The organism is Psychrobacter sp. A3 (genome assembly GCF_028823565.1).
GTDB classification, from domain to species: domain Bacteria; phylum Pseudomonadota; class Gammaproteobacteria; order Pseudomonadales; family Moraxellaceae; genus Psychrobacter; species Psychrobacter celer.
Genome location: NZ_JAPEHS010000071.1, coordinates 1 through 13,586, shown reverse-complemented (window position 1 = coordinate 13,586; position 13,586 = coordinate 1). Strand labels below are relative to the sequence as shown.

Here is a 13,586-nt window from a genome sequence, read left to right as displayed (position 1 = left end):
GCAAAATTCATCCCAGTAGCGCTATGACATTTTTAGAGTGTATCGACTATATGTCAATCTATGAAATATCAGCCTATTGGGTGCTATTGATAAGACTCATGAGTGGCTTTTGGCATAATAACCCATAAAATAATGTAAATTAAGATACCTGGAACCGCCGCACTCAGTGAAGATACAATCACAAACAATACTCTTACCCAAGTAGGCGACCAACCGACGTATTCTGCAATACCGCCCATCACCCCTGCTATCATACGATTGTTTTGCGAGCGATGTAATTTTGCTAATTTAGCCAAATCCAATACCTCTCTATTTTATGTTTTCTATTTCTTGTTATTTCAACCTAGACAAAAGATCGCTGTTTTTGTCTTATATTCTGTGCATTATATTTTTTATCTTACGTCTTTTAGCGTCTTTTAGTTAGGCTAAATCTGAAGCCTTTCTAACTTACAAATCAGTATAGCAACTATTTTCTTATGGTCTGTTGAAGATGTACCAGTGCTTTGTGAGTTTATGCTACCTAAGCTTGCCCTAATCTGTCCTAACTGCCTGTAAGCTACTGATTTTAAATAGTTATTTCAAAATGTTTCAGAAGCGGGTTTGTTGCCAAAACCTTACTTTCGCTGCCTACCTACTTTAAAATACCAAGCGCAATCAAATAGATACGCTTATATACTTTTACCGGTTATACTGATACTGGTTAGGAGCGTATCGATCTTATTTCAAACTGACGATACCCTAGCCACATTGTTTTATCACCGCTTAACGCCTGTTTAATAAAAACAACCTTTATCAGCGCTTGTTTACAATAACCTACCTGTAAATCGACCAAAACCTTTATACCATGCAGATTGTCTTACTTTTATAAAAACGCTTACTAACAAACCAACAAGGATTGCTATGTACGACACGGGGTTGATGATTGGTCATTTTGAACCACTACATTTGGGGCAAATGCGCAGTATTTTGGAGGCCGCAGGGCAAGCTAAAATACTACATATCGTCATCACAGCGCACCCAACGCCGCATCCAGACTTTAGCATTACGCTACAAGATAAGGCGCGCTGGCTACAGATGGCCTGTGCTGACCTGCCTTTTATTCACATTCACACCACCCATGAGATTGCCCTGCCGCTTCATGACAGCTTTGATGAAGTGCACATCGATATTCCAGCCAGCAATGCCAAGCTGCATCGTCTGAGCCAAACGCTCGCGTTGCCTGCAGAAGCGGTGCTGTTTGTGGCACAAAACCATCCTTTAGCCCAATCCCATATCACAGAACACTTGCAGATGCCCGTGGTGACGACGGCGCTACAGTCCGCTTTTGATTCATATGCCATCGCTCGCGATCCTGTCGCCCATTGGTCAGCGATTCACCCGCAAGCACGCGGTGATTACACAAAGACGGTCGCGATCGTCGGCGGTGAAAGCTCAGGAAAAACAACCTTGGTACATAAGCTTGCCAACTATTATGGCGCAAGCTTTGCGTTAGAGATGGGACGTTTATACGTCGGTACAGACTTGGGTGGCAGCGAGATTGGTCTGCAGTACAGTGACTATGGCCCCATCGCCCTCAATCATGCTCAGGCGATTCGAGAGGCCGCAGCCGTAGCGACTGCCCCTGTGACCATTGTCGATACTGATTTTGTGACCACGCAGGCGTTTTGTGAAGAGTACGAAGGTCGTAGCCACCCGTTTGTGGCCGCGTGTATCGATGAGTTTCGCTTGGACCATACCATCATGCTAGACAACAATACGCCGTGGGTAGATGACGGCATGCGCTCACTGGGCACCCCTGAGGCACGCGGGCGCTTTGAGCAGCGGCTAGTCGATATCTTTGCCCGCCATGGTATCGAGCCGCATTTGATCGATGCGCCTGATTATGATGCTCGCTATCGGCAAGCATTACGTTTTATCGATCGATATGTCTATAATAAAAACCAATAAACAAAGCGCGGTGAGTCAACGCCAAATAAAAAACAGATAAAGCAAAAGACAAACAAAGTAAAAATACAGAATAAAAACAGCATGTTATAAAAGAAGTGGCTTGTAAAAAAGTCAAAACCACAACGGTCAAACAAGCCGCTCCCAACATTTATTTTAGGAAAAACCTATGCGTATTCAGCTATTAGACAATATCACTGGTAAGTGGGCCATGCAGTGGATTATCACTTGGTTTATCTGCGGCGTGATTGCCTTATCAGCAGGCTTTTGGTTGACCACCGATCATACCACCCTAGATTGGTTTTATTTGGCGGTGTCCCTTATCGGCTTGATTTGTGTGGTATCGCTATCATTTCGCAAAAACGTCTTGGGCAATGGCTTTGGCATGGCCGCTACTGCAGGTGAAGTGGTGGTGCAGGCAACCTCGGGCGCGGTGGGTTTGATGCTGGCGCCTTTGTTTAACTTTTTCACCCATGTCTATGGTATTTTTTATTGGTCAAAGCACACCGACCCTGACGGCGACATGATACCCAAGTCTGCCAGCAAAGCGGTTTGGCTGATTACCATTGCCTTTATTGTGATTGGGTTGGCGCTATTTCCTACCGTCAACGACCTTTTAGCCAGCTATGGTTATGCGGTGGTTGAAGACGACAACAGTCTGTTTTTAGGGTTTATTTCCTTTTTTTGGATCAATGTCCTCGCCTTTGTACTCTCAATCACCGCCCAAGCCGCCATGATTTTGCGCTATTCATTTAACTGGTGGCTGTGGATTATCGTCAATTTTGTTTGGCTCATTGTCAATCTTATGTCTGGCAACTACATTTTTGCCATTCAGACCATGATCTATCAAGTCAACTCCTTTATCGGTCTGTATGAATGGCATCGTAGCGAGAGAAGCTAATATACTGAAATAATAGAGCTTAGATGACTCAGACTATTTAGATGGCTTAGAGGCCTTTGATAGACCCTATCGCATCTAGGATAAAGCTGACAGACCTGACAGACCAAAGAACCGCTATAGGAAAGCCAAAAGTGAGAGAAATGCTCAGCGCTGACTGAACCGCCTATCAGATACTATGGTAGAGAAGTCCAATTAGTGCTACAAATGATACTAGAGGCGCTCTGATGTAGGAGAGGAGTGTCGTATCTTAATGACTAACAAGGAGGTTAGTATGTCTCGTCGTCCGCCCCGCCTGTCAAAGCGCACACTTGAGCAGTGGCTCAGTGAGTACTCTGTCAGCCACCAAAACCTAATCAACAAAAAAATACATTGGCTCTGCGTGCCGACCATCTTTGTCAGTTTACTTGGGATGGGTATGTCGCTATCCGTTTGGTTTACCTTAGTGCTTAGTGCCTTGGTCTTGCTGTTCTACATGCGTTTGTCCACGCCGTTATTTTTGGCGATGGGCATGTTTATTCTTATCTGCCTGTCTGTCATGACCTTACTACCGTGGGGCTTTAAGGTCTGGGCAAGTGTCTTTGTTGTGGCTTGGATTGGGCAGTTTATCGGTCATAAAATCGAAGGCAAAAAACCCTCATTTTTTGAAGATTTACAGTTTTTATTAATTGGGCCTGCATGGGTAGCCAACAGCCTGATGGGTGACAAAACCAGTAGCTAACTCTCCGGTGAAGCGCGTTATGTGCTCAGGGTTGGTGTTCTGACGGTTTTTATACCGGTTATTTTCGTTTATATGGTTTTATCCTTACTCTAGCCATGCTGTACGACGATAAATCACTTGATTTCTTCACCCTAAAAAAGCGCCACCCATGAGCTGGATGGCGCTTTTTTGGTTTTTTATCTCTTACACTACCGAGCTTTGGTGCTTATTTACCAAACACCTTCATACGCTCTTCTACTGGCTTAAACTCTTTGTCACCAGCTGGCTGCTCGATGGCACCAAATACCATCTGCGCGTTTAGCTCCCAATCATCAGCGATATTCCAAGTATCGGCAACTTGCTGGTCAATCACTGGATTATAATGCTGCAAGTTGGCGCCAACATCGATGCTTGCCAATGCCGTCCAAATCACATACTGATGCATGGCGTTGGTTTGGTGTGCCCAGATTGGGAATTTGTCCGCATATAAAGGGGCCGCTTCTTGCATGCTTCTGACCACACCTTTGTCTTCAAAAAACAATATCGTACCAGCACCGGCTTTAAAGCCTGCGATTTTATCTTTTGTACCTTGAAATTTCTCGTCGTCACCCACGATGACCTTCAATGTCTCTTCGGTGATGTCCCACAGTTTTTGATGATCCTCATCGAACAAGACCACGATACGAGCTGACTGAGAGTTGAAGGAGGAAGGCGTGTGTAAAATAGCGTGCTCTACCAATTTTACAATCTCATCCTTAGAGACTGGTAGTTGATCGCTCAAGGCATAGATAGAGCGGCGTTTTTCGGCAAGATTTTGTAAGGTGGTTAGGTCTGACATAATAAGACTCCGTCGAGTTAAATATTTAGGTTGTATATAAAGTATGTGTTTTAAAATGAGTCGATAGTAAAAATAGTAAAACTTGCTTGATCGTCATTTGATTGTAAAAGTAACACTGACGGATCTATATTCAAATTTTGTAAAAAATCTTCACAATAACGTGAATCATAAAAGATAAATTAACAATCTGTATTATCAAATCATCCTTTAAAGCCGTCAGGCAGCGCTGGAGCGGGCAGACGTTTCATATCAGAGTCGACATTACCAAAGCGCTCGTGGCCGTTGTTCCAATCGATGATAGACTGCTTAATCTCTTCTTTATTATCAGCGACAAAGTTCCACCACAGCAGCACTTGATTGTTTAATGGTTCACCGCCGATAAACATCACCCGTGTGCCTTTTTTGGCGACCAGCCTGATGCTTTCGTTATTTTCGACATCACTATCGTGGAAGCGAAATAGCTGGTCTTGCTCACAGATTTTGCCTTCAGACTCGATCTGCCCTTCGCTGACCAAGATACCGTATTCAAAACCAGGCTCTAGCGTTAGGGTAACCTCGCCATCCTCTAGCCAGTACACATCGATACCGACCATTTTGGAGTACTGTATCGTTGGCGCTTCGTAGCGCTCGCCTGTGACGCTGGTGTAGTTGCCCGTGGTCAATATCATCTCTACATTATTTTCCGTCCACGTCGGTAGCTCTGGATAGTGATGAAAGCCGCGCTCGATTTTTTGGTCTGTCGGTAGAGCAATCCACAGCTGCACCATACTCAGCGCACGCGCCGCATCTGGCGAGCCGCCCGTATCAGGAAAGACACTTTGCTCGGTATGACTGATGCCTTGGGTCAACCCCGTACCTGCGGTCATGACGTTGACTTGGTTTTTGGTAATTACTTGCTCGTTGCCCAAGCTATCTTTGTGCAGCACTTCGCCATCTAACATCCAGCTAAAGGTTTGCAAATTGGTATGCGGATGACGACCCACTTGCATGCCAGCCTCACCGTCCTCAAACTCAGCAGGGCCTGCGTGATCCAAAAAGCACCACGCACCGATCGGTTTTTTGCCAGTATTAGGTAACAGACGGGCGATAGGAATACCGCCAACATCGGCCAAACGCGGCTCTAGGGTTTTAATACTCATGACTCACCTCTTATCATACAGCATACAAGTGTTACAAAAAGCAACGAATAGACACATTTATAATAGACATTGGCGCTCAAATGTCCTATTATTTTGCTAAACTTAACTATAACACCTATAAGCACTACTTAACGGAAATAAATAAAAAAACGTTAAGCCAATGCACTCTTTTCTCTACCATAACTCTCGATCACAAATAAGGATAATGAACCATGATGCTCCCTTCTATCAAACAAGCCAATCGTGCCTTCGCCTTCGCTGCTATCAGCGCCCTTGGCATGATGAGCACTGTCGGTCAGGCAGCGACCTATGAGCTGGACCCTAAGCATACCGCGGTGCGCTTTTTTGTCGATCATTTTGGCACCTCGACCAATGCTGGTGGCTTTTATAACCTCTCAGGCATTCTGGAGTACGCACCCAAAGAACAAAAAGGCTTTATCGGCATCACCATTCCGATGGGCAGCTTGAGCACAGGTATCAAAGAGTTTGATGGTCATTTAAAATCTGCGGATTTCTTTAATGTCAAAGAGCATCCAACCGCTTATTTTAAATCTACCAATTGGCAGTTTGATGGTAATAAAGTCAAATCAGTCACAGGCGACTTAACACTACTGGGTCAGACGCATCCTGTGACCCTGACAGCCACTAAGTTTAACTGCTATGACAGCCCAATGCTAAACGCTGAAGTGTGCGGCGGCGATTTTGAAACCACCATCGACAGAACCAAGTGGGGTATCGATACTTATACCGACGGCGGTATAATGAAAAACATCAAACTGGTCGTTCAGGTAGAAGGCAGCAAAAAGGCCGATCTCAAGTAACGACCGCTTGTCTTATAAAGATCATATAGTCGATTAGAGATAAAACAGATACACGATATGTACGACAATTAAGCTGAGTTTTTAACTCAGCTTTTTTGACGGTATAAAGTTTATGATGTCTCGTATGTTACTTAGTATGCGCGCTTACTCTAAAATACGTGTGTCAATTCATCCTTAATTTGGAACCGCCTTTGCGTAAGCTTTGACCAGCTGCCAAATTTCACCCATAAAAAAAGCCTCACAATAATGTGAGGCTTTAGTGCTCTAACAGAGCCATATTTGGAGCGGGATAAGAGATTCGAACTCTCGACCCCAACCTTGGCAAGGTTATGCTCTACCACTGAGCTAATCCCGCTAAACATCGAATCGCGTCATTGTTAACAACAACTCCGTCTCGATAGGCTGGCTATTTTAGCAAAAATTTTGAGCCTGTCAACACCTTTTTTGGCATTTTGTGCAAATATTTTCGCCGTCAGCCTTTATTTACCAGCGATTCTGTTATAAACGTTTGATTTTACAATGAGTATTATCAGCCAGTTTTTCTAAAATATTTTAGCAAATAAAGGGCTGTACTTGCTGGGCTCACGGCTATGCATGTCTATCACTGTGTTTGAGCGCGCTGTTTACTTACAATCATAGGGTGTACTGTTACTTTTTCTGTCTTGGTTTTGGCTTATTAACATTATTATACTTTGTGCAACTTTATTTATTATTTACAGTGAGGATGTTTATTATGAAAAAATTACTGACCACAACTGTCATGGCCGCGTCTTTATCGGCGCTGACACTGACTGGCTGTAGTAGCACCACCAATACTGGCGCGGTGGGCGTTGATCGCCAGCAGTTGCTCTTGGTCTCTAATGAGCAGGTGTTACAATTATCAGCGCAAAGCTATGCAAAGACCTTGCAAGAAGCAAAAGCTCGCGGTTTGCTCGATACCAATAGAGCCCAGCTCAATCGCCTCAAAAACATCTCCAACCGTCTGATCGGGCAAGTCGGCGTCTATCGTCCTGATGCGGCAAAGTGGCCATGGGAAGTACACACGATCAAATCAAATCAGCTCAACGCTTTTGTGATGCCAGGTGGCAAAATCATGTTTTATTCAGGCATCATCGATCGCCTCAATCTGACCGATGATGAAATCGCTGCCATCATGGGACATGAGATGTCTCACGCCTTACGTGAGCACTCACGCGAGCGTATCTCCCGCCAATACGCCACTCAAACGGGCATTGGCGTCGCCGCTAGTATCTTTGGTCTCTCGCAAGGTCAGGCGCAGCTGGCCAATATCGCCGGTGACCTAGGCCTGAGTCGTCCGCATGGTCGTACTCAAGAAGCAGAAGCCGACCAGATTGGCCTTGAGCTAATGGCTCGCGCAGGCTATAACCCTCAGGCCGCGATTAGCTTATGGCAAAAAATGCAGCGCGCCAGCCAAGGTGAGCCGCCGCAGTTTTTGAGCACTCACCCAAGCAGCAGCAATCGCATTGCCCAGTTGCAGTCACTGATGCCCAAAGTCATGCCGCTTTACCAAAAAGCACGCCGCTAATCATCATTTAGCATGACTGATTAGATTGACTGTCAAGCAGAGTACAGACCACGGTTTGTATTCTGCTTTTTTATAAAAGTGGCCATACTCCCTTGTCTGCTGAATGATAAGACTTGCTTATCAGTGTCTGCTACAATCGGCGTCTGCTATAATAGCCTCATGCATCGCCGCAAGACACTAGTACGCCATCGATGCCCATACCTCATCAAACACCACTTTATTACGTAACGCTTTATCAAACCATATCGCGTAAAAGGATGCTATCTATGAGTACCGCGCCTACCGCTGATGCCCTCTATGCTGAGCTACAGAGCTTGCAGCCGCAGCATATCGAGCTGATTAACGAATCGATGAATCATGCAGGCTACTTTGATGGCAAAGAAAGTCATTTTAAACTCACTATCGTAAGCGATGCCTTTGATGGCAAGCGTTTGGTCGCTCGCCATCAACTGGTTTATGGCTTGGTGGCGCCCCTACTGACTTCGCAAGGTGGCTCGGTGCATGCCTTAGCCATACATGCCTATACGCCAACAGAATGGCAAGGGCAAAGCCCAGAAAGCCCCTTGTGTGCTGGTCAAAACAGCTGAGCCATCGACAGAATAACAGAATAATCAACCATGACTGCGCGTCGTATGAACATTGTGACGGTAGCGCTGCGTGATTGGATCACCTCAGAGGGAAGGATATTTAATGAAACATTTACATATGCTGATGGCCGTCCTGACCATCGTTCTGTTTTTATATCAAAGCTATCTGGCATTGAGTGCCAATAGACGCGCTCCAAAGGCGGTGAAGATAGCCACGCACATCATTTATGCGCTTGTCATCGGCTCAGGTGCCATCATGTTGACGCAGCTAATGAGTGCCAACGCTCCTGTACAGTGGGTGTTTGCCAAGATTATTTTGTTAATCGCTGCCATCAGTGCCAGCATAAAAGCCTTTAACAACCATGCAACGTCCGGCCAAAGTAAAACGGGGATTTTTATCTCGGCGATCGCCTATGCAGGTATCGTGATACTTGCTGTGGTCAAACCAGCAAACTTATTTTAAGGCGCTGTTTACGGAGGCTGCGCAAAATTCATCCCAGTAGCGCTTTGGAACTTATGACAGTTTTGTTTGCAACTGACTATAGCTGGCATATTTCATAAATGACATATTTTTCAATATCTTAATCTGTTTATTTTTGCTATCTTAAATATAAACAACAGCGTTTATCACAGATCTTGCTGTTTATATACCCCCCATCGTGCCTTATGGAGCCACTATGAAAACTCTCTTTTCCGCGACATTACTGGCCTCAGCAGGCATTTTTGCGCTTGCAGGCTGCGCCTCGACTGGCAATATCACCCCGCAGTATGTGCCGCCCAGCACCTACCAAAACTATGACTGCCAAGCGCTGAGCCAAGAGTACAACCGTATCAATCGTTATGTCGAGACTGCGCGCAATCAGCAGTCGACCATCGCTGCCTCTGGCGTGGGGGTCGGCGTCTCAGCGGGCCGCTGGGGTATCTCACCCAATATCAGTTTTGGCTTGGGAAAAAGCAACAATACCAAAGCCCGCGATGCCAAGCTATCACGGCTCTACGGCGAGCGTGATGCCGTTGTTCAGTCCGCACGCATCCAGCGCTGCAGCTTTGCCAATGGCATCAAGATATATGGCGAATAAACAAACTATGGTGAGTTGATAGAGGTCAAATCGATAAAATACCATCGTTGCTCATACGACCATAAAAAAGCCAATACGCGATCAACGTATTGGCTTTTTTGATGAGGACACACCCTAGTGGTTATGATTGCAGGCTTTGTACCCACTGCACGATTTGCTGACTGGGTAGCGCGCCTGACTGCCGCGCAATCTCTTTACCACCTCTAAAGGCTACCATCGTCGGTAAGCTGCGTATACGATAAGGGGCGGCGGCTTGTTCGTACTTATCGGTTTGCAATTTGGCAAAGACTACTTGTGGCAATTGACTGGCAGCCTCTTTAAACTGCGGCGCCATCATCAGGCACGGCTGACACCAGCTCGCCCAAAAATCCACGATGGTCAATACCTCATTTTTTTGAATGACTTTATTGACGGTTTGTGCGCTCAGCTCATGCGCGCTGCCTGTCAATAATGGCTGACGGCAGCGACCACAGTTTGGCGCAGCAGTCAGCCGCGCTGCTGGTATACGGTTGGTCGCTTGGCAGTGTGGGCAGACCAGATGCAGATTTTGTTCATTCATCATCAGATTCCTTTTTTAGCCCTTATGATTTTTGCGGCGTATGTGTTTGCTACTTTTAAATATAGCATAACTTTACATGCTGCCATTATCCCAGCGCATTGATGGGTACTTTAAGATAACGGGTGCCATTGGCTTCTGGTTGCGGAAAATTCCCTGCATCGATATTGACCTGTACAGCCGGAATAATCAGACGCGGCATCGAAAGCGTGGCATCACGCCGCTCACGCATCTGCACAAACTCTGCTTCGTTGATACCGTCTTTGACATGAATATTGCCCATTTTTTGGGCGGCAACCGTGGTCGTGGGGCAGTGTTTGCGTCCTTTGCTCGGATAGTCATGACACAGATACATGATGGTATCTTCGGGAAGCGCCAGCAACTTTTGGATAGAGTGATACAGTATCTTGGCATCACCACCTGGGAAGTCACAACGCGCCGTGCCGACATCGGGGGCAAACAACGTGTCTCCGACAAACACCACGGTTTTTTCGGCATCGGCTGCCAGATAGGCCATATCTGCACGCGTATGACCTGGCACATACATCGCTGTGATGGTGATGTCACCAAGCGCTAAAGTATCGCCGTCGTCTGTCAAAATGTCGAACTGACTGGCATCGGTACGAAAACTCATGTCAAAGTTAAAAATTTGCTTAAATATTTTTTGCACTTCCGTGATGTGCTGACCGATGACGAGCTGCCCGCCGAGTGTTTCTTTGACGTGAATGGCCGCAGATATATGATCGGCATGGGCGTGGGTTTCGACGATATACACCAGCTCCCAGCCCTGCTCGCGGACAAAGTCGATGACCTCATCGACACTATTGGTAGCGGTGTGACCAGACTTGGCATCAAAATCCAATACAGGATCGATGATGGCACATAGCTTGTGTTGGACATCGGCCAGTACGTGCGTATAGGTTTCAGTATCGCTATGTAAGAAAGGATGAACTTGCATGGCAGCCTCACTATCAGAATGTTTCATCTATAAATATTTTTAACCTATAAATAATAGTTAAGTATGATATCGAGTCGTATATAATATTTACTCAGTTGCCGACTCATTTATAGTGTTAATATAGCAACTCCCATACATTTTATCAATTTATATAATGTAATTAACGATAACTTGCTATCATTGATGATATCATTGATAATTAACCATATATTTATTGATGTCACCGAGATAATTATTGCTATTTTATAAGGAGCTCACTCTGACTACTTCTACTTCAGCATCGAGTGCATCCATTCAGAGTACGAATGAGGATGCATCCACACATCCAGCAGACTTTGTCCCTGCCGATCTTGCCAAGCAGATGCAACAAGCCGCTATGCAAGCCAGCCAACTATTAAAGTCGCTCTCGCACCCTGATCGCTTGCTGCTGCTGTGTCAGCTCACCCAAGGTGAATACTGCGTCAGTGAGCTTGAAGGTTTGGTCGGCGTTGGACAGCCCAGCTTGTCGCAGCAACTCGGTATCTTGCGCAAAGATGAGCTGGTCACGACCCGCCGCGAAGGCAAACAGATCTACTATCGTATCGCAAGTGAGGATGCGCTGGCGGTCTTAAATCTGCTGTACCAACGTTTTTGTGCCAAAACCGACTAGCCACAGTCAATCAATAGCCGTTCACAGACACGGACGGCCACTATCACTTGATGGCGCTGCTATTTTTTGTTGTCGAAATATTTTTTAAGATGATGTACTGATATGTCTTCTATCGCTGCTCGCCTGACTCCCACGTGGCTACGCCAATACCAGCTAGCCACCTTGCCAACTGACGTCATCGCCGGATTGGTCGTGGGCGTGCTTGTCATTCCGCAGAGCCTCGGCTACGCAGTATTGGCAGGATTACCACCTGTGTATGGTCTGTATGCGGCGATTGTGCCAGTCATTGTCTATGCTTGGCTGGGCTCGAGCAATGTCCAAGCGGTCGGTCCTGTCGCCATCACAGCTATTATGACGGCAAGTAGCTTGCTGCCCTATGCCGATAAAGGCGCTGAGCAGTACGCCTTGATGGCGAGCCTATTGGCGTTTATGGTAGGAGCGCTGCTCTGGGTAGCCGGACGTCTCAAGCTCGGCTGGATCATGCAGTTCATCAGCCGCGGGGTCTCGGCAGGCTTTGTCAGCGGTGCAGCGGTGCTTATTTTTGTCAGTCAGCTGAAGTATTTGACTGCTATTCCAGTCGCAGGTAGTAGCTTGATTGGCTATCTGTCTAGCCTGCAGATGTACGTGCGCCAGCTGCATCCTCTGACCTTGCTTATCGGTGTCATCGCCTTCGCTCTTTTGGTAACGAACCGCTATGCCAGCAAGTGGGTCTGGCGTACGTGGCTGTCAGCGTCATCGGCTAAATGGGCCGAGCGCTTATTTCCCCTGATTTTACTCGGTGTGGCGATCATACTGAGTATGGCGCTGCATTGGGGCGCGCTGGGGGTTGCGACCATCGGCAGTATCCCGCAAGGGCTGCCAAGCTTCACACTACCGCATCTGCCCGATGTGCAAGAAGCGCTCAAGCTTTTGCCCACTGCAGGGCTGATGGCACTGATTATCTTTGTGTCCAGCAGCTCTGTGGCGAGCACTTATGCACGCTTGCGCGGTGAGCGTTTCGATGCCAACCGTGAGCTAACTGGTCTTGGGCTGGCCAACTTATCTGGCGGTCTGTTTCAGAGCTTTGCGGTCGCTGGCGGGTTTTCGCGTACGGCCATCAACGTCGACTCAGGGGCCAAAACTCCAATGGCCAGCCTCGTCACTGTGGTGGTGATGATCGCCGCGCTGATCGCTTTTGGTAATGCACTCGCGCCGCTACCTTATGCGCTGCTAGGAGCGACTATCATGGCCTCTATCATTGGGCTTATCGATATCGATACCCTAAAGTCGGCGTGGCAGCGAGATCGTTTGGATGCCGCTAGCTTTATTGCAGCGTTTGCAGGCGTACTGATATTTGGCCTAAATACAGGACTGGTCATCGGTCTGATGGTGTCTTTTGCCAGCCTTATCTGGCAATCAAGTAAGCCGCACGTGGCGATCGTCGGTCAGTTGGGCGGCACTGGTCACTTTCGCAATATCAATCGTCATGATGTGGTGACTTTTGATAATTTGTTGCTACTGCGTATCGATGAAAGCTTGTTTTTTGGCAACAGCGAATCGGTGCACCTGCGCATTTTAAAGGCATTACAACAATACCCTGAGGCGCGCGAGCTTATCTTAATCATGTCTGCTGTCAATCATATCGACCTGACCGCCCAAGAGATGCTCAGTACGCTCAACAAAGAGCTGGCACAACAACATAAACGTCTGCACTTTAGCTTTGTGAAAGGGCCTGTCATGGATGTCATCGGCCATACACCGCTCATCACCGAGCTATCAGGGCAGGTCTATCTCAGTACACTAGACGCGGTCAATGCGTTGACAGCGCGCTAGCGGGCGGCTGGTATAGTTAGCTGAATGTAAAACTGTTATGGATTTAAACGCGCTACTGG

15 protein-coding genes and 1 tRNA gene are annotated in these 13,586 nt (G+C 46.8%); 10 read left to right on the top strand and 6 right to left on the bottom strand.

Annotated features, from left to right (window positions below):
• Window positions 1-83 precede the first annotated feature (83 nt).
• Window positions 84-296, bottom strand: a complete 213-nt coding sequence (locus NK638_RS09640; RefSeq protein ID WP_274632845.1) for a PspC domain-containing protein — start codon at window positions 294-296, stop codon at window positions 84-86.
• A 604-nt stretch (window positions 297-900) separates the two neighbouring features.
• Between NK638_RS09640 and nadR the strand changes: the two genes are divergently transcribed.
• From nadR to NK638_RS09625, 3 genes are all read left to right on the top strand, one after another.
• A complete protein-coding gene (gene nadR / locus NK638_RS09635) occupies window positions 901-1,947 on the top strand; it encodes a multifunctional transcriptional regulator/nicotinamide-nucleotide adenylyltransferase/ribosylnicotinamide kinase NadR (protein WP_274632844.1) in 1,047 nt (348 codons plus the stop codon).
• Window positions 1,948-2,113: 166 nt separating this feature from the next.
• Window positions 2,114-2,845, top strand: a complete 732-nt coding sequence (gene pnuC, locus NK638_RS09630) for a nicotinamide riboside transporter PnuC (protein WP_201583859.1) — start codon at window positions 2,114-2,116, stop codon at window positions 2,843-2,845.
• A 271-nt stretch (window positions 2,846-3,116) separates the two neighbouring features.
• The gene (locus NK638_RS09625) at window positions 3,117-3,563 is read left to right on the top strand and encodes an Mpo1 family 2-hydroxy fatty acid dioxygenase (protein WP_274632843.1); all 447 of its coding nucleotides are present in this window, start codon (window positions 3,117-3,119) and stop codon (window positions 3,561-3,563) included.
• Window positions 3,564-3,768: 205 nt separating this feature from the next.
• On the opposite strand, the gene NK638_RS09620 is transcribed toward NK638_RS09625, so the two are convergent.
• Both NK638_RS09620 and NK638_RS09615 read right to left on the bottom strand, forming a co-directional pair.
• Entirely contained in the window at window positions 3,769-4,380 is a 612-nt protein-coding gene (locus NK638_RS09620; RefSeq protein WP_192996161.1) for a nitroreductase family protein, read from the bottom strand.
• A gap of 200 nt (window positions 4,381-4,580) precedes the next feature.
• Window positions 4,581-5,519 (bottom strand): pirin family protein, encoded by a 939-nt coding sequence (locus tag NK638_RS09615; protein WP_274632842.1) that lies wholly within the window; start codon window positions 5,517-5,519, stop codon window positions 4,581-4,583.
• 212 nt (window positions 5,520-5,731) lie between these two features.
• Between NK638_RS09615 and NK638_RS09610 the strand changes: the two genes are divergently transcribed.
• Entirely contained in the window at window positions 5,732-6,340 is a 609-nt protein-coding gene (locus NK638_RS09610; RefSeq protein ID WP_274632841.1) for a YceI family protein, read from the top strand.
• A 280-nt stretch (window positions 6,341-6,620) separates the two neighbouring features.
• On the opposite strand, the gene NK638_RS09605 is transcribed toward NK638_RS09610, so the two are convergent.
• Window positions 6,621-6,695, bottom strand: a tRNA-Gly gene (locus tag NK638_RS09605).
• A gap of 378 nt (window positions 6,696-7,073) precedes the next feature.
• Here NK638_RS09605 and NK638_RS09600 point away from each other — a divergent pair.
• The 4 genes from NK638_RS09600 (at window position 7,074) to NK638_RS09585 (ending at window position 9,552) form a co-directional block, all read left to right on the top strand.
• Window positions 7,074-7,886 (top strand): M48 family metallopeptidase, encoded by an 813-nt coding sequence (locus tag NK638_RS09600; protein WP_274632840.1) that lies wholly within the window; start codon window positions 7,074-7,076, stop codon window positions 7,884-7,886.
• Between the two features lie 266 nt (window positions 7,887-8,152).
• Window positions 8,153-8,473, top strand: a complete 321-nt coding sequence (locus NK638_RS09595) for a BolA family protein (RefSeq protein WP_274632839.1) — start codon at window positions 8,153-8,155, stop codon at window positions 8,471-8,473.
• Window positions 8,474-8,576: 103 nt separating this feature from the next.
• Window positions 8,577-8,936 carry a SirB2 family protein gene (locus tag NK638_RS09590; protein WP_274632838.1) on the top strand — a complete coding sequence of 120 codons (360 nt, stop codon included), beginning with the start codon at window positions 8,577-8,579 and terminating at the stop codon, window positions 8,934-8,936.
• Window positions 8,937-9,150: 214 nt separating this feature from the next.
• Window positions 9,151-9,552, top strand: coding sequence for a hypothetical protein (locus tag NK638_RS09585; RefSeq protein ID WP_192996172.1), 402 nt, complete (start codon window positions 9,151-9,153; stop codon window positions 9,550-9,552).
• A 121-nt stretch (window positions 9,553-9,673) separates the two neighbouring features.
• On the opposite strand, the gene trxC is transcribed toward NK638_RS09585, so the two are convergent.
• Both trxC and NK638_RS09575 read right to left on the bottom strand, forming a co-directional pair.
• Window positions 9,674-10,111, bottom strand: coding sequence for a thioredoxin TrxC (gene trxC, locus NK638_RS09580; protein WP_274632848.1), 438 nt, complete (start codon window positions 10,109-10,111; stop codon window positions 9,674-9,676).
• Between the two features lie 85 nt (window positions 10,112-10,196).
• Entirely contained in the window at window positions 10,197-11,066 is an 870-nt protein-coding gene (locus NK638_RS09575) for an MBL fold metallo-hydrolase (RefSeq protein WP_274632847.1), read from the bottom strand.
• A gap of 235 nt (window positions 11,067-11,301) precedes the next feature.
• Here NK638_RS09575 and NK638_RS09570 point away from each other — a divergent pair, with 235 nt between their 5' ends.
• Together NK638_RS09570 and NK638_RS09565 are read left to right on the top strand one after the other, a co-directional pair.
• A complete protein-coding gene (locus NK638_RS09570) occupies window positions 11,302-11,715 on the top strand; it encodes an ArsR/SmtB family transcription factor (protein ID WP_446739830.1) in 414 nt (137 codons plus the stop codon).
• 102 nt (window positions 11,716-11,817) lie between these two features.
• Window positions 11,818-13,527: a SulP family inorganic anion transporter gene (locus tag NK638_RS09565; RefSeq protein ID WP_274632837.1), complete on the top strand. Its 1,710-nt coding sequence runs from the start codon at window positions 11,818-11,820 to the stop codon at window positions 13,525-13,527.
• Window positions 13,528-13,586: the final 59 nt, after the last annotated feature.

Coding starts and splice junctions, on each gene's coding strand:
- nadR (WP_274632844.1), top strand. CDS start 901: ATGTACGACACGGGGTTGATGATTGGTCATTTTGAACCACTACATTTG.
- pnuC (WP_201583859.1), top strand. CDS start 2,114: ATGCGTATTCAGCTATTAGACAATATCACTGGTAAGTGGGCCATGCAG.
- NK638_RS09625 (WP_274632843.1), top strand. CDS start 3,117: ATGTCTCGTCGTCCGCCCCGCCTGTCAAAGCGCACACTTGAGCAGTGG.
- NK638_RS09620 (WP_192996161.1), bottom strand. CDS start 4,380: ATGTCAGACCTAACCACCTTACAAAATCTTGCCGAAAAACGCCGCTCT.
- NK638_RS09615 (WP_274632842.1), bottom strand. CDS start 5,519: ATGAGTATTAAAACCCTAGAGCCGCGTTTGGCCGATGTTGGCGGTATT.
- NK638_RS09610 (WP_274632841.1), top strand. CDS start 5,732: ATGATGCTCCCTTCTATCAAACAAGCCAATCGTGCCTTCGCCTTCGCT.
- NK638_RS09600 (WP_274632840.1), top strand. CDS start 7,074: ATGAAAAAATTACTGACCACAACTGTCATGGCCGCGTCTTTATCGGCG.
- NK638_RS09595 (WP_274632839.1), top strand. CDS start 8,153: ATGAGTACCGCGCCTACCGCTGATGCCCTCTATGCTGAGCTACAGAGC.
- NK638_RS09590 (WP_274632838.1), top strand. CDS start 8,577: ATGAAACATTTACATATGCTGATGGCCGTCCTGACCATCGTTCTGTTT.
- NK638_RS09585 (WP_192996172.1), top strand. CDS start 9,151: ATGAAAACTCTCTTTTCCGCGACATTACTGGCCTCAGCAGGCATTTTT.
- trxC (WP_274632848.1), bottom strand. CDS start 10,111: ATGAATGAACAAAATCTGCATCTGGTCTGCCCACACTGCCAAGCGACC.
- NK638_RS09575 (WP_274632847.1), bottom strand. CDS start 11,066: ATGCAAGTTCATCCTTTCTTACATAGCGATACTGAAACCTATACGCAC.
- NK638_RS09565 (WP_274632837.1), top strand. CDS start 11,818: ATGTCTTCTATCGCTGCTCGCCTGACTCCCACGTGGCTACGCCAATAC.